Origin of the sequence: Paenibacillus sp. FSL L8-0708, assembly GCF_038009325.1 — a bacterium.
Classification (GTDB): Bacteria; Bacillota; Bacilli; order Paenibacillales; family Paenibacillaceae; genus Paenibacillus_AQ; species Paenibacillus_AQ odorifer.
This window is the reverse complement of the sequence record NZ_JBBPBC010000001.1, coordinates 1528771-1552068: the sequence shown is the minus strand read 5'-3', so window position 1 is coordinate 1552068 and position 23298 is coordinate 1528771. Positions and strand designations below refer to the sequence as shown.

Below are 23298 nucleotides of genomic sequence, written 5' to 3'. Positions count from 1 at the left end.
AGAGCCATATCGGGCACAATCGGTAATAAACAGGACAAAATGAAAGCGGCCTCACCAGAGAGCCGCCACCAAATATGTTTATTAAATTTCATTATTAACGCCAATATGGCGGGAACGGGCAGCCAGCTGCTCAAATTCAGACGGCGGCATGCCATAGTGTTTTTTAAAGCATTTACTGAAATAATTCGGGTCATTATAGCCCACTTTACCGGCGATTTCAGACAGTCTCACATTTCCTCCAGCAAGCAGTTCCTTGGCCTGCTTCATACGAGTATAGGTAATGAAATCAAGTACAGAGATTCCACCTTCTTTTCGAAAAACCTTCCGTAAATAGCTGGTATCTACATAAACGCCATTCGCCACCTGGTCAACTGTCAGCTCACAATCGGAATAATGCTCCCAGATGTACTCTTTGGCGGCAATGAATAAATTGTACGACTTAGAGGGGCGGTGCTCACGACCTTGATCAATGACTTTACTGTACAAGCCTTTTATCCAGCTTTCAGTCTCATCCCAGTTATCCATCTCCCGTAGCCGCTGCTCCGGTGAACCTGCTGGTTTCCAGAGACTTTCCGGATTGATCCCTCTTTCTCCAGCATAGGCAAGGCAAAGGGATACTATACTCATTAATAGAGTAAAGGAATAGCTGCCTCCCCCTCTCTGGCGTCGTAGAATCTCAATTAATTTGCTTATGTCCTTCGCCGCTGCATCGCCATCCCCCATCTTTAACGCCATCAGCATGGCATCCTGAATTCCAAGATGAGTGATTTCTTTGGATGGAAAGGAGAACTCCTCTATCCCTTCAGAGGAATTCTGCTCGTCCATTTGGAGTGGAAAGAGCTTATTGGAAGCCGTTCCTTCTGCAATTATTTCCGGCTTCCCAGCTTTGCGTGCACCTATTTTATGTGACTGAAGGCGCTGCTTCACCTTGATCATCATCTCGTTAAACTCTTGCTGGTTAAACGGTTTCAATAAATAATCTTGTACACCTAAGCGAATCGCTTTTTGCGCATAATCAAATTCATTGTGCCCTGTTACAAAAACAATAAGCATATCAGGAGCATTGGCCTGTAACCGGGTAACCAGCTCCATACCGTCCATATAGGGCATACTAATGTCCACTAAAGCCAAATCTGGTTTCGTCCGTTCCGCTTCTTCCAGCGCTTCTCTGCCATTTGACGCTTCACCACAGACACTGAAATCATATTTACTCCAATCCAGCTTGGTCCGCATATAATAACGAAACAGCGGCTCGTCATCTACAACCATCACTTTATACATCTACGCTGCCCCCCTGCGCTTCCGTACCGGGAATCGTCATTTTCATAACAGTACCTTTTCCCAGTTTACTTTCTACCGATAGGCCATATGGTTCTCCAAAATACAGCTTAATCCGTTCATGAACGCTGTAAATGCCAATGGATGCCGGTTTTCCTTCTCGTGAGCGGTATTCTACAATCCGCGACACCTGCTCCCCGGACATGCCAACACCGTTATCCTCCACGGTAATGATAACTTCTCTTCCGTGTGTATAAGCCTCTATTGAGATTAGCCCCTGACTGCCCTTTGTTTTTAATCCATGGTAGATTGCATTCTCGATGAGCGGCTGCAGGGACAATTTGGGTACCTTGACTCCTTCGAGAAATTTCGGGATATTAATCTCGTAACGTAATACGTCGGGGTTGCGAACCTGCATAATAGCCAAATAATCAGCTGCATTTGATACTTCCTCGGACAGTGGAATAACCTCGTTCCCTTTGCTAAGAACAACCCGATAGAAATCTGCCAGTGCCTTGGTCGTATCCCGAGCTGCTTCATTAAGCTCCAAATCGTTGAGTACATAAATCGTATCCAGTGTGTTGTACAGAAAATGGGGTTTAATCTGGGCATGGATCAGAGCTAGTTCATATTCACGTTTCCGGACTTGTTCGTTTGTAATCGTCCGCATCAGCTCCTGAATACGACCAACCATGGAATTGAATACGGTGGAGATTAGCCCAGTCTCATCCTCTGTAGTCACTGGTGAGGTGACATTCAGATCGCCTTCCCTTACTTTACGCATCGCCTTCGTCACTTGAAGAAGCGGATTTACGATAATCTGTGACAGCTTTCCTGCAAGCAGCAGAGACAGTAACAGGCATCCTATTCCCACGAATATAGTTAACGTTATATTACGGTGAATATCCGCAGTTAACTTCTGCAGCGAAATCGTATTCACAAGCTTCCAATTCAGCTTATCATAATACGTCACAGTGACCAGCTCTCGCCCGCTCCCCTTGCCGATAATTTCCGAGACAGAGCTTCCCGTCTTCCTAAGACTGCCGTTCAGTCTGTCCTCAGGCTTCAGTAGAAGCTTTGATTTATCAGGGGTGGACACGGTCCTTTGCGTTCCGTCTACTATAAAATATTTCTTGTCCGAAGAGGTTTCTCTAGCGGTTTCCAGAAAAGCAGAGAGAGCATCTTCTTTTACGTTCACAAATAATGTACCTATTAGGTTGCCCGTTTTAAGATTGTACACGACTTTACTTAGTGTGAGCACCGGAACTGCCGGATCACTAACCAGATAATCTCTCTGTTCCATGGGAAGCCAACGGTTGACACCGTAGCTGCCTTTTTCTTTAGCCTTCTCCAGCATATCGCTGGTAAATACCTTCTGCTCGTTAGGATTACCGTAGGCGTAAGAGGAATAAATCTGGCCTTCCGTATCCACAAATACAGCAGAATCGACATCCGGAAAAATAATCAGATCGATAGAAAGCTGGCTCTGCATTAAATTGCGAAACCGCGTCTGCTCCACTGTCGAGGATAACAACGGACGTTCAGCATACATCCGATGGATGTCGGTAGTTATAATGTTGGCACTGCTCTCCGTATTTTTTACAATCGTATCTATTTGCTGCATGATGAGCTTGGATTCATCTTTAAAATTGTACTTAGCCTTTTCGATCATCGAACGGCTGAACATCTGCCCTGAGAGCAAGCCTAAAGCAAGCAATGGAAAAATGATCAACGGTATAAAAATAAGGATTATTTTATTACGAATCTGCAATCTTCCAAACCACTTCACTAAGGAATCCCCCCGCATAACAGCCGCCTCCTGTGTGTTCTAGCGGTAATTCATTATGTGCTTCATATCCGTAAATCTCAAGGAGAAAGTATAAATACATATACAACTAGGGCGAGTGTGAGCAGGATAAAAACATTCTCTACAGCTCCACCTTTTTTCGTGCCTGTACTCATTAGCTTTAGACGCAGCTTAAATGGAATGGGCGGCAGGGGCGTAATTCCCCTTTGGGTGAGAGAGTCGGCCAATAGATGAAGCGCATAAGACATGCCGCCTGCTATCCATAGACTGCCACCATCCTGTATACCCGATGAAGCAAAATACAATAAAGTGCTCCAGCCTGCAACAGCATATAAGGTATGAGTCAATCCACGATGCGGGACAAGTGATGTAACTACGAGTATACAAGCTACTATGTAGTTCCAAGGATCATACGCCCCTCCGTATGCAAATACCGCAGTAGCGATTAGTACCATCACCAGATGCCGCAGCTTTCTTCCCGGCAGGAAAGTTACACTCCCCACAAGTAGGGCCAGTACAATATTCCAAGGGCTTTCAACGATTCCTGCAAAATAAAGATAAATCGCTGCTCCTATCAAAGCAACCTGTAGTATCCTGAGCAGAAAGTCAGGAATCGCCTTGCGTACCAGTAACGAATTCGGTTCATCAATGTCTGGCAGGAGCGAACTTAATGCCGCGACGGCAATAACCGGGATTGTAATCTCATGGGCCATCAAACTCATAACAGATAGGGTAACCCCGGTGCTGATAATTAAATGGGATCTGCCCATCATAGTGAAACCGCTCCTTTCTAAGATGCAAAAACAAGAACAAATGTGCGGTTATCGAAGTATATCAAGACCCGGTTTTTTTGTCTACATAAAACGCTGAAATCGCTTAGTGTATAAGCCTTTACGCGATTTCTATCTTGTCCTCTCCATGAATATACGATACAATTTGGACAACTTGACCTTGTCGTCTACATAGAGGCGACAGCTGCTGAAGAAAGGATGACCTAAGTAGTGAAGCGTTCCCGTATAGCCGATTTTAGCCTGCTATTAGTGGCGATGATGTGGGGATGTACCTTTCTGATTGTACAAAATGCTGTCAAGGTGCTGCCACCACTCGCGTTTAATAGCATCCGCTTTATGGGCGCTGCCCTGTTGCTGGCTCTAATCACAGTTATTTTTTACCGCAAGGATTGGAAACAGCTAAGTTTCCGCATGGTACGCGATTCTCTGCTGCTTGGCCTTTTTTTGTTTATGGGCTATGGCTTTCAGACTATGGGACTTCTATATACAACAACCTCTAATACCGGCTTTATTACCGGGCTATCAGTTGTCCTAGTACCCTTTCTGTCTCTAGCCTTATTGAAGCATGCGATTTCACGATACACTTGGTTCAGTGCGGCACTCGCCGCAATCGGGCTTTATCTGTTGACCTTCACGGGCTCTGCATTATCCTTGAATAAAGGCGATGCCTTGATTCTTCTATGTGCCATAGCTTTTGCGTTACAGGTAGCCTATACTGGCGTTTATGCACCTCATTATCCGGCGTTGCCGCTAGCCACTCTGCAGCTTGCTTTCGTTGGGCTGTTCAGTATTGCTGCCTCGCTTATATTTGAAGGGGCAATATCGCTAGCCCACAGCGGGGAGCTGGTAAAGGACCCCGCTGTGCTTTGGGCTCTGCTGATCTCCATTGGGCCAACCAGCGCTTTTGCCTTCTGGATTCAAACCGCCTGTCAGAAATATACTACCCCATCACGGGTAGCCATTATTTATGCCACAGAACCGGTATTTGCCGTTCTGACGGGTTTAGCCTTTGGCGGGGAAACACTCGGGTTGTCCGCTCTGCTCGGTTGTGGTTGTATTCTGGGGGCTATGCTTATGGCAGAGCTGAGCCCGGAACCGGGTCAGAATCAACATAAGAAGAGTTATTTTTCCAAATTACATCTATTTAGAAAGAGATAAGGAGAGAGACAAATGTACAAATTGATCGCGATTGATATTGATGACACTCTGATTAATGATGACAAGGAAGTAACACCCGCTACCCAAACTGCGCTTGAAGAGGCAGTTGCCGCAGGTGTTGTTGTAACCCTTGCTACAGGCCGTGCTTACGCTTCCGCTCAAGCCATTGCCCGTCAAACTGGACTAAACGTACCTATCATTACTTACCAGGGTGCACTCGTTAAGAACTTGCTCGATGAAAAAGTACTGTATGAGCGTTACGTCCCGCAAGATGCAGTCCGCAAGCTGTTCACTTACTGCGTGGAGCATAATCTGCATCTGCAAACTTACATTGACGACAAGCTATATGCCCGTGAAGACAACCAAAAGATCAAAGACTATACGGACTTGAATAAAACGCAATATTTTATTGAGCCTGACTGGGAAAAGCTTGTCCCGCAAAAAACACCAAAAATGCTAATTATCGATGATCCTGATTTCTTGGATGAACTGGCTCCAATCCTGCATGAATTGCTTGGTGATTCCGTGCATATTACCAAATCCAAACCACACTTTCTGGAAATCATGCATCATGAAGGAACCAAGGGCATTGCACTTGAATTCCTAGCCAAACATTACGGCTGTGATCTTTCCGAGACCATCGCTGTAGGCGATTCTTGGAACGACCATGAGATGCTGGAAGCTGCCGGACTTGGCGTCGCTATGGAGAATGCTATTCCTGCTCTGAAAGAAATCGCTGATTTTGTGACCCTAAGCAATAATGACGATGGCGTGAAATATGCGATTGATAAATTCATTCTTAATAAAGTGAACTAAACTTCCTTAAGCAAAAGGGTGCAGCAACGCCATATTTCATGACGTTGCTGCACCCCTTTTTATTCCAAAACTCAAACTCCTGTAGAAGCTAATTCCACTTTCTCGGGTCCCATTCCACTCTCTTCTTCCTGCTCTAGCTGAGAATAGTACAAATCATTATATCTTCCTTCGGCAGCAAGCAGTACCTCATGCGTTCCACTCTCTACAATTTCACCATTCTCCATCACGAGAATGATATCAGCGTTCTGAATCGTAGATAAACGGTGCGCGATAACGAGTGTAGTTTTATCTCCCATTAGTTTACGAATAGCCTGCTGCACCAGTTTTTCTGATTCATTGTCAAGTGCAGCAGTAGCTTCATCCAACAGCAGAATAGGAGCGTTTCTCAGAATTGCTCTTGCAATGGATAGCCGCTGACGTTGTCCCCCGGACAGTCGTGAGCCTTCCTCACCAATATCAGTATCCAGTCCCTCAGGCAATTCCATTACAAAATCATAGGCATTCGCTTTTCGCAAAGCTTCCAGAATTTCTTGCTCATCCGCCTCTGGATTTCCATTCCGGATATTATCACGAATGCTTCCCGTATAAAGACCTGCCTCTTGCGGCACATAGGAAAAATAACTTCTAAGCTTAGCCAGACTCATCTCGTTGATCCGCTGCCCATTGATTATTACTTCGCCTTCATCGGGTTCATACAATCCCAGCAATAGTTTAAAAAGCGTAGATTTACCTCCACCACTCGGTCCCACAACCGCCATCTGTGTTCCCTTTTGAAGCTCTAAGCTAATCTTGTTTATACTTTGTCTCTCTGCTCCCGGATACGAGAAAGAGATCGACGACATAACCATACTCTCAAATTCTGGTTGCTTAGTCTCCACTTCTGGAAGGGTCTCAACCTCCACCGGGCTATCCAACACCTCAAAGATCCGTCCCGCCGCCCCAAGTGATTGCTGCATCGAATTGATCAGTCCCGGCAATGACGAGAACGGCATCACTAAATAATTCATGAGCTGGATGAAAGCAATCATCGCACCGACCTCAAGTGATCCTTTTGCCACAAAATAACCAGCCACGACCAGCGCCAGAAGAAACGTAAAGTTTCCCAAAAAAGAGGAGAATGAGCCAGTAGCTCCCTCAATTCTTCCCCGTTTTAATTCTTCAGAAGTAATATTCTCACTATGCTCCTGATATTGCTTCATTAGTCTGCGTTCAATACTAAAGGATTTAAACACCATACTACTGCCTAGAATGTCATGTAAAAAGGAAGTAATCTTGCTCATATTAGTCTGAATCTTCACACTGTTCTCACGCATCGCTGAACCGAAGATTTTTCCCGTAAGGAACATCAAAGGCCCCATTGCAAAACAGATCAATGCCAGTAACCAGTTAATATAGAGCAAATAACCAAAAGCCGCGAGGGCTAGTAAAGGGTTACGGATTAGATCAATCATTACCTCGCCTGCAGCATTACCAACAGATTGATTATCATTAGTAAAGCGGGACAATAAATCCCCGGAATGATTACGGTCAAAATAAGACTGAGGAAGAGCTAAAGCATGCCGCATCATATCCAACCGCAGCTCATTTCTGATCTTGGCAGAGATTTTATTTTTGAAATATCGATCGATGAAACCGTTAATTGCACTCACTAATAAGTAGATTAATCCAAAAATAACCAGACCTTTAAAAGCTTTCACATCGAGTCTAACCGCAGCATCCGTAATTACTGAGAGCAGCCAAGCAATCGTTAAATCCAGAACAATCCCAAATAAAGTCGTAAATAATAAAATCGTATACAAAAGCTTGTGCCTTAACATATATGTACTTAATCTTGAAAATACGCCTTTCTGCTTCAAAGAACCAGCCCTCTCACTTAAAATTCTATACCTCTAACCTTAGCGAACACCTTATTATCATGCCGTTCCCCGTCATACCCAAGACTCGCACTGCGCAGGATCCCTTCCAGTGTAAAACCCGCACGTTCGGCTACCGCGGCACTTTTGGTGTTTCGTGCACTACAAAAGATTTCGAGACGATTCACCCCTAGTTCCCGTATGGCAAAATTGGTGATTCCATTTACGGCTTCTGTCATATATCCTTTGCCTGCACAGGCGCTCCGGATCCAATAACCAATCTCAAAATTGCGGAGTTCCCAGTTTAGATGATGCAGGCTAATGCAGCCGATAAAACCCTCCGTATCCCTTCTAAAAATACGCATATGTAGCTTATACCTTTTTAGAAACTCCAGTCTGCCTTCTCTAGTAACTTTCTCTGATTCTTCTAATGTGGGTATTACTTGAGCAAAAGCCATCCAAGGTCTCAATTCATCTATACTTTCACGGATAGCCTCATTCATGCTAACTCCATCTCCCCATAAAGGGGCACGAATGAGCAGCCTCTCTGTTTCAAAACTCTCGGGAAAATCAAGCAGGATTGGATCCTTGGAGTCAGCCACTTCGTACTCCTCCTCTGGCGATGATAATTATTCTAAATATGTAAAAATAATACGATATGCTTTTTGATTATATAGTATATATCGGGATCTGAATACTGAATGCAATAGAAATCACAAAAGGAACATCAACAGGCTGAAGTTGCCCTAATGATGTCCCTTTTTGATTTAGTGAATATCTCAACTAAAGCGGACCACTCCATTTATTGGCTTGAAGAGTTAATTAAACGGATTCAACAAGGCGGAATATAACAGGTTTAAATAAGATCAAGAAAACTCCCTTCCAGCAAATGAAGGGAGTTTTCTTTTTATCTAAATTTCATCTGAAGATCCTAAGGGTATTCTCATCCCCGTCTCGGCCAGCGTAACATTTTCCGGTAAAATATATGATTTTCTCATATCCACATCATGCGACATATGGGTATAGATTGCCTTTTGAGGCTTCACAGTTTGCAGCAGCTCCGCAGCTTCCGTCATATCATATACAGAACGAGTGGATAACTCCGCTGCTTCGTAATAAAAGCTTGTACCTAAGACCAGCAAGTCAGCTCCATGCATCAGGCGTGTCTCTCCATCTCCTAGAGAAATGGAATCTGGACAATACACCCATACATAGCCCTCCTTCTCCAGACGAAAAGCATACGAGTATCCATTCTTGCCATGGTTCACTTTCCAGGTATCTATTGTCCAGCCGTCTAGCTCTATGCCTTCATCACAAGGAATCATCTCGATCTGATTGCGCAGCCATGGATATTGCCGCTCTATTATCGGGATCACTTCTGCTGGAGCATAGAGCTGGCCCTTATATCCCATCCAGCGGCAAGAATCCGCCCATTCCGGCAGCCCACCAATATGATCAAAATGAGCGTGTGTCACCAGCAGTCTGCGCATATTCCGTACTCCCTGCGCCTCCATCTGACGCCGCCAGTCAGGTCCACAATCGATCACTAAAAAGTCACTGCCATTATCTATAAGTACAGAAGAGCGCAGGCGAATATTTTCCCCCTGTTCCCTTGCCTCTGTACAGGTCTCACAGCTGCAATATACCCGAGGAACCCCCATGGCATCCCCTGTACCCAAAAACACCAACGTATCCATCCGCTATCTCTCCTTCAGGTTCTCTTCAACGAAGTCTTAAATCTAAATTACCCTTTCTCTATCTTAAAGAGACCCACCAAAAAAAGCCATCCCCACCACAGAAGAACTGCTGGGATGACTCTTTTGTTATACCTCTACCTTATATTCCGGCAAGTACCTGATACCAAATTCCACGCTTGGAATAAAGTGAGCTTCGCACCTCATCCCAGCCTCCTAAATAGTTAATATCAAAGAGGCCCGCCGGATCAGGGTAATCGCTTTTGTGCTCAGCATAGACTTGTTTATCCACGGGACGAAAGCCATATTTTGCAAAGATCTCTTGTGCCTGTGGGGTTATCAAAAAATCAACCAGTGCTTCTGATGCTATGCGTGTCCCATGCCCATCCGCATATTTCTCTACAACAGCCGCCGGATTCTCAATCAGAATTGTATTTTTAGGAATAATAACTTCGTATTTGACTCCCTGGGCAATCCGCGCCAGCAGTTCGTTTTCATAGGTGACAATTACATCCCCCACTCCATACTCGAAGGCTGCCATAGAAGCGCGGCCACTTTTATCCAGAGACTCTACATTGGCATGGATACTTTCCAAAAAAGCTTTGGCTGCTGCTGGATCCTTTGCGCCCTCCTGCTCCTCTGACAGCTTAAGACCAGCCCCATAGATCGCGTTGATATCCCATTGCGCACCACCAGAGGTCTTAGGGTTGGGATATAACACTTTAATCCCCGGCTTGGCTAAGTCTACAAAATCGCGAATGCCTTTGGGATTTCCCTCGCGGGTACCAAGAGCAACTACTGAACGTGTCACCATGCCTTTTTCACCCTGCTCTTTCCATGTCGGCGCTACGAGTCCAGCCTTAACTAGCTTCTCGACATCACCTTCCATGGCTAGCAGCGTCACATCCGCTTCAAATCCACCTACAATCGCTCGCGCCTGTGTCCCTGAAGCCTCATAAGACTCCTGAAAAATAATATCCTGACCCGTATCCGCTTTCCACTTCGCAGCAAATAACGGCAAAATATCCTGCATTGCATCCTTAGCCACACTGTATGCGCCAATTACCAGCGTAACATCCCCTTGCTTCGAAGGCTCTGCCATCGTCGTAACTGCCTTCACATTCCCGCAACCGACTGCTGTCAGCGTGAGTATGGCCAGCATTAGGGCAGCAAAACATCCGTGCAGTTGTCTGCTCCTTTTGACATTCATTGCGGCCCACATCCTTCGAGGTAATGATTTTTAATATTTCCTTGAAAGTAGCTCTATGGCTGAAACTTAAAATTCAAGTAACCAACGTTTGGTCTTTGCCGTAATTACGTGGAATGTTTGGACTTTCGGCCGCTGTTGTTCCCAGATTTATTGATTTTATATTCTCAGCGGATTAAATCCGGAAACAAAGGCGGTCACTCCGCTCCTACAGTTCCAAACTTCCACTTCATTACTCTTACCTTCACATCAGTTCCTCTAATCCTAGCTCATCACATTCGCTATTATCAAAAAAATTGAAAATCATTTTATTTATTTTTAAATAAAAATCGGCATTGGATCTTCTTTCAGGTTGTTCTCCTGGATCCAGCTGCGCTCATCATTAAATAAATAAGCCCGATGTACCAGTACTGAAATTTCCTGACCCGGCTGCAAGGTTTCTTTCTCCAACGAACGGTAGGTGACCAGCTTGTGGCCATTTACTTCAACCTCAACGAGCCATTCGCTTCCGCGGAAATGCAGATGTTTCACAACACCTTTTTCCGTGGCAGAAGCCATCTTGAACTCATGCAGGTTACCCACTTCAATATATTCAGGACGAATCAGTGCTTTGGTAGGCTTGCCGTCCCCCGCACCTGTAAAGCCTTTAACCTCAGAAGCGTTCTCAATCAGCGTAGATTCACCGATAAATGTTGCCACGAACGGTGTTTTAGGCTCCTTGTAAATATCCCACGGGGTACCCTTTTGTTCCAAGCGTCCTTGATTAATAATCATGATTTCATCCGCTACTTCAATCGCTTCATCTTGGTCATGGGTTACGAAAATAGAGGTGATACCTACACGTTCAATCAGTTCACGCAGCCAAGCGCGCAGCTCCTGGCGGATCTTCGCATCAATAGCGGCAAAAGGTTCATCTAAAAGCAGCAGCTGTGGTTCAGGCGCAAGCGCACGTGCAAAAGCCACACGCTGACGTTGTCCCCCTGATAGCTGATGCGGATAACGTTTCTCGAACCCTTTTAACCCTGTAAGCTCCACAAGTTCCATAACACGATCGCGGATGGCTGTTTTGTTAGCCTTTTTAACCTTTAGACCAAAAGCGATATTATCAAATACAGTCATATGTTTGAAGAGTGCATAGTTCTGGAAGACGAAGCCGATCCCACGTTCTTGAGGAGGAAGATTGTTCACCGTTTGACCATGAAAAATAATCTCTCCGGTATCCGGTGACTCCAGTCCCGCCAGCATACGTAGAATTGAGGTTTTCCCGCCTCCACTTGGGCCGAGCAATCCAATCAGGTGACCTTTTGTAATGGTGAAATTGACGTCCTTGACCGCATGAAAATCTCCAAAATGCTTGTTTAACCCCCGCACTTCTACATGCATATTACTGCACTTCCTTTCTTCTCTTGGTCCATTCCATCAACAGCAGCAGACCTGCGGAAAATGCAGCCAGAACTAGCGCTATTCCTCCAGCAGCCGTTACATTAAAATTCTCAACATCCTGATAGACTAAAGTTGTCGCCGTCTGGGTTTTATTCATAATGTTCCCCGAGACCACGAGCACCGCACCGAACTCTCCAAGTGAACGTGCCACCGTAAGAATGACACCATACACAACCGCCCAACGAATCGAAGGCCAAGTTACCTTCCAAAAAATAGTCCAGCTACGAGCGCCCAATGTCGAAGCCGCTTCCTCCTGCTGTGAACCAATCTCCTGAAGCACCGGCATCACCTCGCGCACCATTAAAGGAAAGGTAACAAATAAAGTGGCAATGATCATTCCGGGAATCGCATAAACGATCTTTAGTCCAATCCCCTCAAAAATCGCCCCCAAGGTACTATCGGGACCCAGCAACAGGACAATCATCAATCCTCCAATTACAGGGGATACTGCGTAAGGCAAATCTACAATACTGTTCAATAATCCTTTTAGACGCTTGCCGATCCAGTTCGCCCGAACAAGATACAGTGCCATCATAATACCGAACAATGTATTTAATAACGTAACTACTATCACAACAAGCCCAGTCATCATAAGCGCATGCAGCGCTTCGGGCCTAGTCAGAGCATTCCAGAAACCACCAAATCCTTCACTAAAAGCACCCATAGCCATTTTTCCTAATGGAGCAGCAATCAGCAGAAAAAACACTAAATAAGTAAGAGCAATCCATAATTTCCTCATGAGCGTCTCCCCCGCATCTGCAGCATATTAATCAGCCAAAGAATGAGAAAGGATAAAGTCAAGAGAATAACAGAAACCGCAGCGGCGGAGACCGGATTATCACTTTCAACTTCACCAAAAATAAAAACAGAAGATACAAGCGTACGGCCCGGAATATTACCTGCGACGAGTACCACTGCACCAAATTCCGCAAGCGCTCTTGAAAATGCGAGCATCCCACCACTGATCATCCCAGGCGCCATAGATGGAAGAATAACTTGCCAGAATACCCTTGCCCCCTTGGCACCCATTGTATATGCTGCTTCCTCTTCGGAAGGATCCAACTCCTCCAGCAAGGGCTGAACCGCTCGAATCACGAATGGAAACGTCACGAACACCATAGCAATTACGATAGCCGGTTGATGAAAAACAATTTCAAATCCAAGCGCCTCAGCTGCTTTGCCGATAAGACTACCTGGTCCAAGCAGCAGTAGAATCATCAAACCTCCGACAGCTGTTGGAAGTGCAAAAGGTAAATCGACCAGACTGTTTAGCAGCGCTTTACCAGCAAATTGATAACGAATAAGGACCCAAGCAATCATAGTTCCTAAGAAGACATTAATTAAAGTAGCGATAATCGCCAGCTTTAAGGTTAACAGCACCGACTTCCAAGCAATTGGATCGCTGACGCTTTCCACAAAATTGCCAAAACCAAGAGAAAAAGAGTTGTAATAGACCCCGAGTATGGGCAACACGATCAATACTACAAAATAGAGCAAAATTGTAGTTCGGAAACCCCAAGTCCAGCCTTTGTGTCTAAGCAGCGAATTCAATGATTTTTGCCCTCCCACCTCCGGATAACCGGTCGGTATACTAACCAAAATCCTCATTAATTATTCCTATTTATATACTTGGTTTTATATTATTACTACTTTACCAAATCCTTCTCACCGCCGTCAATTACTTTCAAGTGAATTTGGGTTAAAATATATGTATCAAAGGTACACTAAAAAATGGCACCTCACAGGAAGGGGAATGATTATGTTGCATACTCTGGAGATCACTACTACAAAGCGGGATGAATTGCGTGATATTACTCGGGAAGTCATTTCTTATGTAAAAAAAAGTGGAGTTCAAGACGGATTGATTGTAGTTTATTGTCCTCATACCACTGCTGGTATTGCTATTAATGAAAATGCGGATCCTGATGTGAAGCATGATGTTCTGATGCGTCTGGATGAGGTCTACCCTTGGGAGCATCCGAAGTATCGGCATGCGGAAGGCAATACTGCTTCTCATCTTAAATCTATTACTACCGGGCCTTCCCAGACCCTGATTATCCACGAAGGTGAATTAGTTCTCGGTCGTTGGCAAGGTATTTATTTCTGTGAGTTCGATGGACCTAGACGCCGGCAATGTTTCTTAAAAATAGTAGAGGGATAATAAACATACAAATGGCCGCTTCCGTTATCGCTACGGAGCGGCCATTTAGACTATAACTAGAGTCTAGTAATACTTTCATCAAGCAGAGAAGCAGTGTTATACCAATGCACAGCTTTAAAGTGAAGATCTATAAAAAAAACAGCATGTTAAAGGCTGCGACATAAAACCTTTATATGAGCTAACGCTGCCTCTTTCACATCGTCAAACGATACTTTATCCTGGATATAATAAGAAATAAATCCGTGTGCAGACAAGAACATTGTTAACGGCACATTCTGCCAGTCCTCAGACACATATCCCTCTTCCTTCATATGACGGCGTACAATACTTGAGAATAAATCAAAACATCGTCCCTGTTCTGCTCTACAATAAGCTAGCAATTCCTCATCGCGAATCATGAACATAATTTCATATTGATAGGGATGATCTATTCCAAATCTAATAAATTCCATAATCAGCTGTTCTACCCTTGTCATTCCTTCTTCAGGCGGTTTATTCATTACTTGGCTGAGTAAAGCAGCCACATGATTAAAATCCTCTACAACAATAGCGTAGAACAACTCCGCCTTTTCCTTGAAATGATAATAGAGAGAGCCGTGGCTATATCCCAAATGCTGACCAATACTTCGCATTGAAATTGCCCGATACCCTTTGGTTATAAATAGATGCCTAGCGGCCTCTAGAATCCTTTCCCTCGACAACTCCTGCTCCACTGCTCTCCTTGCCATATACTAATCCCCTTCGCTGTAGTAAATCCGCCGCCCTTCTGTTATCAGGGCTTGCCCTTGGGTTAGATCTGTTATCCATGCCATAAAAGTCTCACCCTCATCATTTCGCGGCAAACATAACAACGTTACTTTGTCGGTGAACAAAGTCTCGCCAGTCTGAATCCCTCTTCCTCGAAGTTCGTTCTCAACCTTGCCCAGCCAAGTGTACTCGATCTCTACGAATACCTCTCGTCTCAGTACACGGGTGATTACTTCTCCTGCTTCAAGCGCAAGCACTGCTCCATCCGTATAAGCTCTAATCAGCCCACCGGCACCCAGCATAATGCCTCCGAAATAACGGGTAACTACGATTGCGACATTTTTAACTCCCTGATTGCGGATTACTTCCAAAATCGGTTTGCCGGCTGTACCGCTCGGCTCCCCGTCGTCCGATTGCCTCTGGATTTCGTCTCTCTCCCCAATCACATAAGCAGAACAGTTATGCGTTGCGTTCCAATGTTTCTTCTTGATGTCCTCGATAAACAACAAAGCTTCTTCTTCATTCTCCACTGGCATAACATGACCAATGAAGCGGGATTTGCGGATCACAACTTCCTTTGAGCCGGAAGAGCGGACCGTTCGATAGTGTTCTAACATAATTATTCCAGTCCTTATTTACATATGATGTCTTCATATAATGTCAGGAGCAGTCCCGGTATTGGATTACCTATGGACTGCTCCTGGTGACTTACATTAGTATGAATGTTCTGTGATAACTAGCTATTGTAAAACCTACTGCAATACTATTCAGTAAGTCTTGCTTCTAGCTCTGCTTTTTCTTTTTCGTAACCTGGTTTGCCAAGCAATGCGAACATGTTTTTCTTGTATGCTTCTACGCCTGGTTGGTCAAATGGGTTAACACCGAGCAAGTATCCGCTGATACCGCAGGCTTTTTCAAAGAAGTACACCAAATATCCAAAGGTGTATGGTGTTTGATCAGGAATAGTAACGATAAGGTTAGGTACTTGACCATCTGTATGTGCAAGCATTGTACCTTGGAAAGCTTTCTTATTCACGAAATCCATAGTCTTACCTGTTAAGAAGTTCAAGCCGTCCAGATCATCCGGATCATTCTCAATCGTAACATGATGAGCTACTTGATCTACTTGGATAACCGTTTCAAAAATGTTGCGGTTACCTTCTTGGATAAATTGACCCATGGAGTGTAGATCTGTGGAGAAATCAACGGAAGAAGGATAAATTCCTTTGAAGTCCTTACCTTCACTTTCGCCAAACAATTGTTTCCACCACTCAGATACAAAGTGTAAGGAAGGCTCATAGTTGACGAGGATTTCAGTTGTTTTACCTTTACGGTATAAAGAGTTACGAACTGCAGCATATTGATAAGCTTGGTTAGTAGCTACATCTGGATTGTTGAACTCATCCGCAGCGGCAGCAGCACCTTGCATCATTTCTTCAATGTTAATGCCAGCTACAGCAATCGGCAGCAAGCCTACAGGTGTCAATACGGAGTAACGTCCGCCTACATCGTCTGGAATGATGAAGGATTCATAACCTTCTTCAGTTGCCAATTTCTTAAGGGCACCTTTTTCCTTGTCTGTAGTAGCGTAAATGCGTTTACGAGCTTCTTCCTTGCCGTATTTCTTCTCCAGCGCAGCGCGGAAAATGCGGAAAGCAATTGCTGGCTCAGTAGTAGTTCCTGATTTGGAGATTACGTTCACGGAGAAGTCTTTGCCTTCTACTAGATCAAGCAGATGCGTGATGTATGTAGAGCTAATGTTATTACCAGCGAAATAAACTTCTGGAGTTTTGCGTTTATCTTTAGAAAGGTTATTGTAGAAAGAATGCGATAGCGCCTCAATAGCTGCGCGTGCTCCCAGATAAGAACCTCCGATACCAATTACAATCAGCACCTCGGAATCGCTTTGGATCTTCTTAGCAGCTTGTTGAATGCGAGCAAATTCTTCCTTATCGTAAGCTGTCGGCAGATCGATCCATCCAAGGTAGTCAGAACCTACACCAGTCTTGTTATGCAACTGTTCGTGTGCTAGCTTAACTGGGGCGGCAAGGTTGTCGATTTCTTGTTGGTTAAAAAACGAAAGAGCTTTTGTGTAGTCAAAATTAATCTTCTTAGACATCGGTAATGGTAACCTCCTGTTTTATCTCTTTAAATTTAAAACCGTTTGTTACAACTTTATAATTAGGATACTTTAATTTGCCTTGACTGGCAAGGTCTTAGGGCACATAGAGGGCATTAGAACCAAGTTTTTCAAAGTTCCTTGGAAGCGTTTCCTGTATCAAAAGACATAGGTGTGCTGTGGTGCTGGACAAAGTGCCGTGATAGAATAAAGAAAACGGAAGGTGGCTATATAAATGAAACAAATCGGTTTTATCGGACTCGGAACAATGGGTGCGCCTATGGCCTCCAATTTACTACGTGGCGGCTTTCAGGTTACGGTATACAACCGTACGGCAGCCAAATGTAAACCTCTTGAAGCAGAAGGTGCTCAGACTGCTCTCACGCCCCGCGAAGCGGCTGAGGGTAAGGATGTTATTATTACCATGATCAGCAATGATGATTCGGTTCGTGAAGTGTTTTATGGTCAAGATGGTATTCTTGATGCTGTGAAGCCTGGTGGACTAATTATTGATTCCAGCACAATTTCACCAGGACTGGTTCGTGAAATTGCCGCTGCTGTAGAAGCTCGCGGTGGACATTTCCTAGACGCGCCAGTAACTGGAAGCAAACCAGCAGCGATTGAAGGAACCTTAGTGTTCATGGTCGGCGGTAGTGCTGAGGTCATAGAACAACATCGTGATATCTTTGATACTTTGGGTAAGAAGCTGCTACATATGGGTGATAACGGCAGCGGCGCTGTGGCCAAGCTGGCTCACAATGCTATGGTAGGTATTCATAATGTTGCCCTAGCCGAAGGGTTCGCCATTGCCGTTAAATCAGGCGTACCAGCAGACAAGTTCTTGGAACTGGTACAACTTGGTTCAGCGGGCAGCAAACAAGCTGAGCTTAAAGGACGTAAAATCATAGAAGATGATTTCAGCAATCAATTCTCCCTCGCTCTAATGCTTAAGGATTTGAAGCTTGCCTCTGCCCACAGCGATTCAACAGGCGTTCCTTCTCCTATGCTGGGCTTGGCTAAAAGCATGTTCCAAGCTGGATTCACCCAAGGTTATGGTGAAGAAGATCTCTCTGCTGTAGTGAAATGTTACGAAGAGTGGATCGGCCAAAAGATGGGTGCAAATGTATCCGATAAATAAATTCAAGAACTCAATACCTACTTCATAAGAACATTTACGACCGCTCCGCACATGATATTGCGATGCGGTCTTTTCTTTATGGACAATCCCATTGTCAAACCAAATATACGAACGTTTGTTTGTATATTTATAATACCAAATTAACTGTTTTAGTGCAAGAAAATATTGGTTGCTGTGGAGTTACTCATAACGTTGTGGCGGTGTTGGTGGGATAGTTACTAAGAAGGTCGCGAAGTACTGGTTAGTCGCAAAAAGTTACTGAATTAGTGGTGAAATGCTGGTTAGTTACTGGTTAGGCTAGTTAGTCGCTGGTGGAGTTGCTGGATAGTTGCAGAAAAGTTACTCAAGGAGTGATGAGTTGTTGGATTGTTGCAGTAAAGTTGCTCAAGGAGTGATGAGTTGTTGGATTGTTGCAGAAAAGTTACTCAAGGAGTGCTAAATAGTTGGATAGTTACTGGAGAAGTTGTTGGATAGTCACTGGATGAGCTGCTGGTTAGTTGCTGCTTAGTTACTGGAGGAGTCACTGGGTGAGCTGCTGTTTAGTTGCAAATTGGTTACCAAGATGATCGCTTGATGACTACGGTATATCCCGTATTTTCTGGAACCTCTCCCTCGCTCCAAACCTCAAGCTCCTTTAACTAAGTAACCTCTGCGGTACACAGCTATCTCTATCGGACTCAGCTGACCTTATTCGCAGTATAATCTCACATTTGGCATGCTATCGGACTCCCTAGTCACTATTGGCATAAAAAGCGCCAATTATGAGGCTATTTCCATGGAATAGTTGCACTGGTGTCCGAAAACTTGCTCAAAAGACTATAAATTTGCTAATAGCGTCATCTGGGTCCTTAAGCGGTAGGATTGGGGTTGACCCGGTACTAAATTGGTGATGATCCAGCGTTAACGTCATCTGGGTCCGTACGCAGTGGGTTGGTGCGAACCCGGCGCCTAAAGTTGGTGATGACACTGCGCCATCGGACTCAGCTGACCTTATTCGCAGTGTAATCTCACATTTGGTATGCTATCGGACTCCATAGTCGCTATTGGCATAAAAAGCGCCAATTATGGGCCTATTTCCATGGAATAGTTGCACTGGTGTCCGAAAACTTGCTCAAAAGACTATAAATTTGCTAATAGCGTCATCTGGGTCCTTAGCGGTAGGATTGGGGTTGATTCGAGGCTACATTGGTGTTGATGCAGTGTTAATGTCAGCTGGGTCCCTACGCAGTGGGTTGGTGCGGATCCGATGCTAAGCTGGTGATGACACAGCGCCTTCGGACTCAGCTGACCTTATTTGCAGCATAATCCCACATTCGGCATGCTATCGGACTCCATAGTCACTATTGGCATAAAAAGCGCCAATTATGAGGCTATTTCTATGGAATAGCTGCACTGGTGTCCGAAAACTTGCTCAAAAGACTATAAATTTGCTAATAGCGTCATCTGGGTCCGTACGCGGTGGGGATGGTTATGACTCAGTGCTAATTTAGTGATTATCCGATTCAGCTCTAACGTCATTTGAGTCCTTAAGCCTCAAAATAGAATGATGAATACATAATTGAACATCAAGCAATCACCAGCCACAACAAAAAGCAGCGATCCTCCAATAACGGGAGAACCGCTGCTTTGCTGACTTCTACGATTTTTAAAGTGTATCCGGGTCGTCTCACTCAATGAAAAAAGCTACTTATAGGACAGCCCTTAGAAAAGTCTGTTTTCTATAGAACCGGGTAAGAACAGCAATAATCAGTTACTTCAAATACTTCCAACGCAAATTTAGAGTTGCCAGGAACATTGAACGTTGACGCTCCCTTAATCTCCTGCCATACCTCAGTGCCGGGAAGCAGCACTTTAAGATCGCCGGACAGAATCTCCATAATTTCAGGACCATCTGTACCAAATTCATACACACCCGGCAGCATGATGCCTAGTGTCACCTTAGATCCATCTTGCAAAATTACCGTACGGCTGGTTACTTGTCCGCCATAATATACATTGGCTGCTTTTTCGATCGTTGCGTTGTTAAACTGACTCATTACTTGTTCTCCCCCTAATGATTATTCAGTTAATTACAGAAGTGCTTTCACACGGCTAACTACGTTCTCTACAGTAAAGCCGTATTCTTTCATAACTCTATCGCCAGGGGCGGAAGCTCCGAAAGTAGTGATGCCTAGGATATCGCCTTGGTCACCAGTGTAACGTTCCCAGCCGAAGGTTTGTGCCATTTCGATAGCAAGACGAGCTTTGACTCCTGGAAGAATTACGGAATCGCGATATTCTTTGTCTTGTTTTTCGAACAGATCCCAGCTTGGCAAGCTGATTACACGAACATCGATGCCTTCTTCTGCCAAAGCAGCTTGCGCTTTAACTGCCAACTGTACTTCAGAACCAGTTGCGATAAGTTGTGCTTGTGGAGTGCCATTTTTGGAATCAGAGACAACATAACCACCACGTTTGATGTTTTCACGAACGCCATCTACGGTTCCAGCAAGAATTGGCAAGTTTTGACGGGTCAGAACCAAAGCAACCGGATTCTCTTTGTTTTCCATAGCATAAGCCCATGCTGCAGAAGTTTCGTTAGCATCAGCCGGACGAATAACAGTTAGACCTGGGATGATACGCAGGGAAGCCAATTGTTCGATTGGTTCATGCGTAGGACCATCTTCACCAACTGCAATACTGTCATGTGTCAGTACATAGGTTACTGGCAATTTCATGATCGATGCCAAACGAATTGCTGGACGCAGGTAGTCAGTGAATACGAAGAAAGTTCCTCCGAATACTTTAAGACCAGTGTGCAGAGCAATACCGTTCATTGCAGCAGCCATACCAAACTCACGTACGCCGAAATAAATGTTGCGGCCATCATAAGATTCTGGTGTGAAAGATGTCAAACCATTCAAATGCGTCATAGTGGAGCTTTCCAAGTCAGCGGAACCACCCACTAGCTGAGGAACGCCAGCAGTCAGACCGTTAAGCGCACTACCGGAAGCGACACGAGTCGATACTGCTTTATCTTCAGTAGTGTAAGTTGGAAGGTTAGCATCCCAGCCTTCTGGAAGATCGCCATTGATTACTGTTTCGAATTGTGCAGCCAGCTCTGGATATGCTTTTTTGTAAGCTGCAAATTTATCGTCCCAAGCTTTGTTAGCTGCGATTCCGTTTTTCTTCACTTCTGCAAAATGTGCACGAACTTCGTCAGGCACATAGAAATCTTCTTCGTATACCCATTTGTAGAAATCTTTGGTCAGCTTAGCTTCTTCTGCTCCAAGTGGAGAACCGTGAGTACCGCCATGGCCGCCTTTACCTTGTTTGTTAGGGCTACCATAACCAATAACTGTTTTCACTTCGATCAAAGTCGGTTTGCTAGTCTCAGCTTGCGCCTCAGCAATAGCTTTTTCAATAGCCGGAAGGTCATTTCCGTCTTCTACACGCAGAACTTGCCAACCATAAGCATCAAAACGTTGAGCTACATTTTCGGAGAAAGAAAGATTCAATTTACCATCAAGGGAAATATCATTTGAATCATACAATACAACCAATTTTCCGAGTTTCAAATGACCCGCAAGAGAAGCGGACTCAGAAGAGATCCCTTCCATAAGGTCACCATCACCACAAATAGCATAAGTATAGTGGTCAACTACGTTATGTCCTTCTTTGTTGTAGGTTGCGCCCAATTGAGCTTCGGCCATAGCCATACCAACGGCCATACCAATACCTTGTCCAAGCGGACCTGTAGTTGCATCAACACCAGCTGTGTGACCAACTTCCGGGTGACCAGGAGTCAAGCTACCCCATTGACGGAATTGTTTCAATTCTTCCATAGGAAGATCATAGCCGCTAAGGTGCAGCAAGCTGTACAGAAGCATGGAACCATGTCCAGCGGACAATACAAAACGATCACGGTTTACCCATGTTGGATGATCAGGGTTATGATTCATTGTTTTTGCAAACAGTTGGTAGCCCATTGGTGCAGAACCCATTGGCATACCTGGATGGCCGGAATTCGCTTTTTCGATAGCATCAATAGCCAACGTACGAATTGTTGTGATAGACAGGTTATCTACTGTTGAGTTTTCTTCCTTCTGGATCGCTTGTTCTTGTTCACTCATTTAATAGTTCCTCCTCTGAAATCTCAAGAATGTCATTTTGACTCTTATTGTATCACTAGTGTGGAAGCAATTCCAATTGTTTTTAAAAACTCTTTGTTTGACAGCTTATGTTTTGCAATATCTACGCATTTATATACGCAAAAGTAACTATGTCATGAGACGGGTTTTTACTTAGCCTATGGTCTAGTTTTCTATTGCGACTAAAGTTTGTTTTACAATGCTCGAATATAAAGTAAGATGGAGTTACTCAAGTAAAATTTTCATTCATTATCCAATATCTCCAAGTGGAAAGGAATTCTGAACATGACTTCGAAAAAGGATGTTTATATTGTGCTTACCGGTACAGGTACAGCCTTCAGTGGTTTCATTAAGTGGTTTACAAAAGCTGATCTGAACCATGCTTCGATCGCCTTTGATAGTGAACTACGTGAGGTGTACAGCTTCGGAAGAAAAAAAATGCACAATCCATTCGTCGCGGGTCTGATTCAAGAAAATTTCATTCACCCTTTTTATAGCAGCGCAAATTGCTCTATTTATCAGTTACGTGTTAGTGCCACGGAATACGATGCCATGTACAATCATGTCCAAGGGATGATGAAAAATCAGGAACGTTATAAATACCATCTTTTAGGCCTGATCGGCGTACTTCTAAATGTTAAAATAGATCGAGAGAACGCTTATTTCTGCTCTCATTTTGTTGCTTCCTTATTTGAAAATACCGCAGTTCAGCCTGTGAATAAGCCTTCCTGCTTTGTTACCCCGGAGGATTTCGCTCTTTCACTCTGTTCCCATAAAATATTCAGCGGCAAGTTATCCTATTATGTGCGTAGAGCTCAAAGAGCCTCTGCGCGTTCGACGAATATACCTTTACATACACCTTCCGTTGCGACAAGAATGATGAGAATGAATGAAGAACGGACTGAAGGAGTTATATAAGTTGTTGCTCGTAAAAAAGGGCTATGCGGATCGTATTT

Annotated in this window: 20 protein-coding genes; 5 read left to right on the top strand and 15 right to left on the bottom strand. The window is 44.4% G+C overall.

Annotated features, from left to right (window positions below):
- Positions 1–81: 81 nt before the first annotated feature.
- From NYE58_RS07210 to NYE58_RS07200, 3 genes are read right to left on the bottom strand one after another with little or no spacing between them, the layout of a single operon-like run.
- Positions 82–1281 carry a response regulator transcription factor gene (locus NYE58_RS07210; RefSeq protein ID WP_341001494.1) on the bottom strand — a complete coding sequence of 400 codons (1200 nt, stop codon included), beginning with the start codon at positions 1279–1281 and terminating at the stop codon, positions 82–84.
- Complete coding sequence (locus tag NYE58_RS07205; RefSeq protein ID WP_076104832.1) at positions 1274–3085, bottom strand: cache domain-containing sensor histidine kinase; 1812 nt, start codon at positions 3083–3085, stop codon at positions 1274–1276. Before NYE58_RS07205 ends, NYE58_RS07210 begins: the two co-directional genes overlap by 8 nt.
- Positions 3086–3144: 59 nt before the next feature.
- A complete protein-coding gene (locus NYE58_RS07200; protein ID WP_038569151.1) occupies positions 3145–3858 on the bottom strand; it encodes a metal-dependent hydrolase in 714 nt (237 codons plus the stop codon).
- 228 nt (positions 3859–4086) lie between these two features.
- Between NYE58_RS07200 and NYE58_RS07195 the strand changes: the two genes are divergently transcribed.
- Positions 4087–5034: a DMT family transporter gene (locus NYE58_RS07195; protein ID WP_341001492.1), complete on the top strand. Its 948-nt coding sequence runs from the start codon at positions 4087–4089 to the stop codon at positions 5032–5034.
- Positions 5035–5046: 12 nt separating this feature from the next.
- Positions 5047–5850, top strand: coding sequence for a Cof-type HAD-IIB family hydrolase (locus tag NYE58_RS07190; RefSeq protein WP_036681768.1), 804 nt, complete (start codon positions 5047–5049; stop codon positions 5848–5850).
- Positions 5851–5921: 71 nt separating this feature from the next.
- Here NYE58_RS07190 and NYE58_RS07185 read toward each other — a convergent pair whose 3' ends face one another.
- The 7 genes from NYE58_RS07185 to cysT all read right to left on the bottom strand — a co-directional run bounded on the left by NYE58_RS07185 (position 5922) and on the right by cysT (position 13598).
- On the bottom strand, positions 5922–7706 hold the full coding sequence (locus NYE58_RS07185; protein WP_341001490.1) for an ABC transporter ATP-binding protein: 1785 nt from the start codon (positions 7704–7706) through the stop codon (positions 5922–5924).
- 17 nt (positions 7707–7723) lie between these two features.
- On the bottom strand, positions 7724–8305 hold the full coding sequence (locus NYE58_RS07180; RefSeq protein ID WP_076142156.1) for a GNAT family N-acetyltransferase: 582 nt from the start codon (positions 8303–8305) through the stop codon (positions 7724–7726).
- Between the two features lie 309 nt (positions 8306–8614).
- A complete protein-coding gene (locus NYE58_RS07175; protein ID WP_339823743.1) occupies positions 8615–9400 on the bottom strand; it encodes an MBL fold metallo-hydrolase in 786 nt (261 codons plus the stop codon).
- A 139-nt stretch (positions 9401–9539) separates the two neighbouring features.
- On the bottom strand, positions 9540–10607 hold the full coding sequence (locus NYE58_RS07170; RefSeq protein ID WP_076147474.1) for a sulfate ABC transporter substrate-binding protein: 1068 nt from the start codon (positions 10605–10607) through the stop codon (positions 9540–9542).
- A gap of 315 nt (positions 10608–10922) precedes the next feature.
- Complete coding sequence (locus NYE58_RS07165) at positions 10923–11987, bottom strand: sulfate/molybdate ABC transporter ATP-binding protein (protein ID WP_076104838.1); 1065 nt, start codon at positions 11985–11987, stop codon at positions 10923–10925.
- A 1-nt stretch (position 11988) separates the two neighbouring features.
- The gene (locus tag NYE58_RS07160; RefSeq protein ID WP_036681745.1) at positions 11989–12786 is read right to left on the bottom strand and encodes a sulfate ABC transporter permease subunit; all 798 of its coding nucleotides are present in this window, start codon (positions 12784–12786) and stop codon (positions 11989–11991) included.
- The gene (gene cysT / locus NYE58_RS07155; RefSeq protein WP_076142155.1) at positions 12783–13598 is read right to left on the bottom strand and encodes a sulfate ABC transporter permease subunit CysT; all 816 of its coding nucleotides are present in this window, start codon (positions 13596–13598) and stop codon (positions 12783–12785) included. The genes NYE58_RS07160 and cysT overlap by 4 nt, the downstream gene beginning before the upstream one ends.
- Before the next feature lie 208 nt (positions 13599–13806).
- Between cysT and NYE58_RS07150 the strand changes: the two genes are divergently transcribed.
- Positions 13807–14208 carry a secondary thiamine-phosphate synthase enzyme YjbQ gene (locus NYE58_RS07150; protein WP_038569138.1) on the top strand — a complete coding sequence of 134 codons (402 nt, stop codon included), beginning with the start codon at positions 13807–13809 and terminating at the stop codon, positions 14206–14208.
- Positions 14209–14354: 146 nt separating this feature from the next.
- Here NYE58_RS07150 and NYE58_RS07145 read toward each other — a convergent pair whose 3' ends face one another.
- From NYE58_RS07145 to NYE58_RS07135, 3 genes are all read right to left on the bottom strand, one after another.
- Positions 14355–14936, bottom strand: a complete 582-nt coding sequence (locus NYE58_RS07145; protein WP_036681739.1) for a TetR/AcrR family transcriptional regulator — start codon at positions 14934–14936, stop codon at positions 14355–14357.
- A gap of 3 nt (positions 14937–14939) precedes the next feature.
- Complete coding sequence (locus NYE58_RS07140; protein WP_076104841.1) at positions 14940–15572, bottom strand: YigZ family protein; 633 nt, start codon at positions 15570–15572, stop codon at positions 14940–14942.
- A gap of 146 nt (positions 15573–15718) precedes the next feature.
- Positions 15719–17074, bottom strand: coding sequence for a glucose-6-phosphate isomerase (locus NYE58_RS07135; RefSeq protein ID WP_038569135.1), 1356 nt, complete (start codon positions 17072–17074; stop codon positions 15719–15721).
- 235 nt (positions 17075–17309) lie between these two features.
- Between NYE58_RS07135 and NYE58_RS07130 the strand changes: the two genes are divergently transcribed.
- Positions 17310–18212, top strand: a complete 903-nt coding sequence (locus tag NYE58_RS07130) for an NAD(P)-dependent oxidoreductase (RefSeq protein ID WP_076215746.1) — start codon at positions 17310–17312, stop codon at positions 18210–18212.
- A gap of 1718 nt (positions 18213–19930) precedes the next feature.
- On the opposite strand, the gene ppnP is transcribed toward NYE58_RS07130, so the two are convergent.
- Both ppnP and tkt read right to left on the bottom strand, forming a co-directional pair.
- Positions 19931–20248: a pyrimidine/purine nucleoside phosphorylase gene (ppnP, locus tag NYE58_RS07125; protein WP_036681729.1), complete on the bottom strand. Its 318-nt coding sequence runs from the start codon at positions 20246–20248 to the stop codon at positions 19931–19933.
- 33 nt (positions 20249–20281) lie between these two features.
- The gene (gene tkt / locus NYE58_RS07120; protein ID WP_036681727.1) at positions 20282–22324 is read right to left on the bottom strand and encodes a transketolase; all 2043 of its coding nucleotides are present in this window, start codon (positions 22322–22324) and stop codon (positions 20282–20284) included.
- Between the two features lie 303 nt (positions 22325–22627).
- Between tkt and NYE58_RS07115 the strand changes: the two genes are divergently transcribed.
- Positions 22628–23260 carry a hypothetical protein gene (locus NYE58_RS07115; RefSeq protein WP_036681725.1) on the top strand — a complete coding sequence of 211 codons (633 nt, stop codon included), beginning with the start codon at positions 22628–22630 and terminating at the stop codon, positions 23258–23260.
- Positions 23261–23298 lie beyond the last annotated feature (38 nt).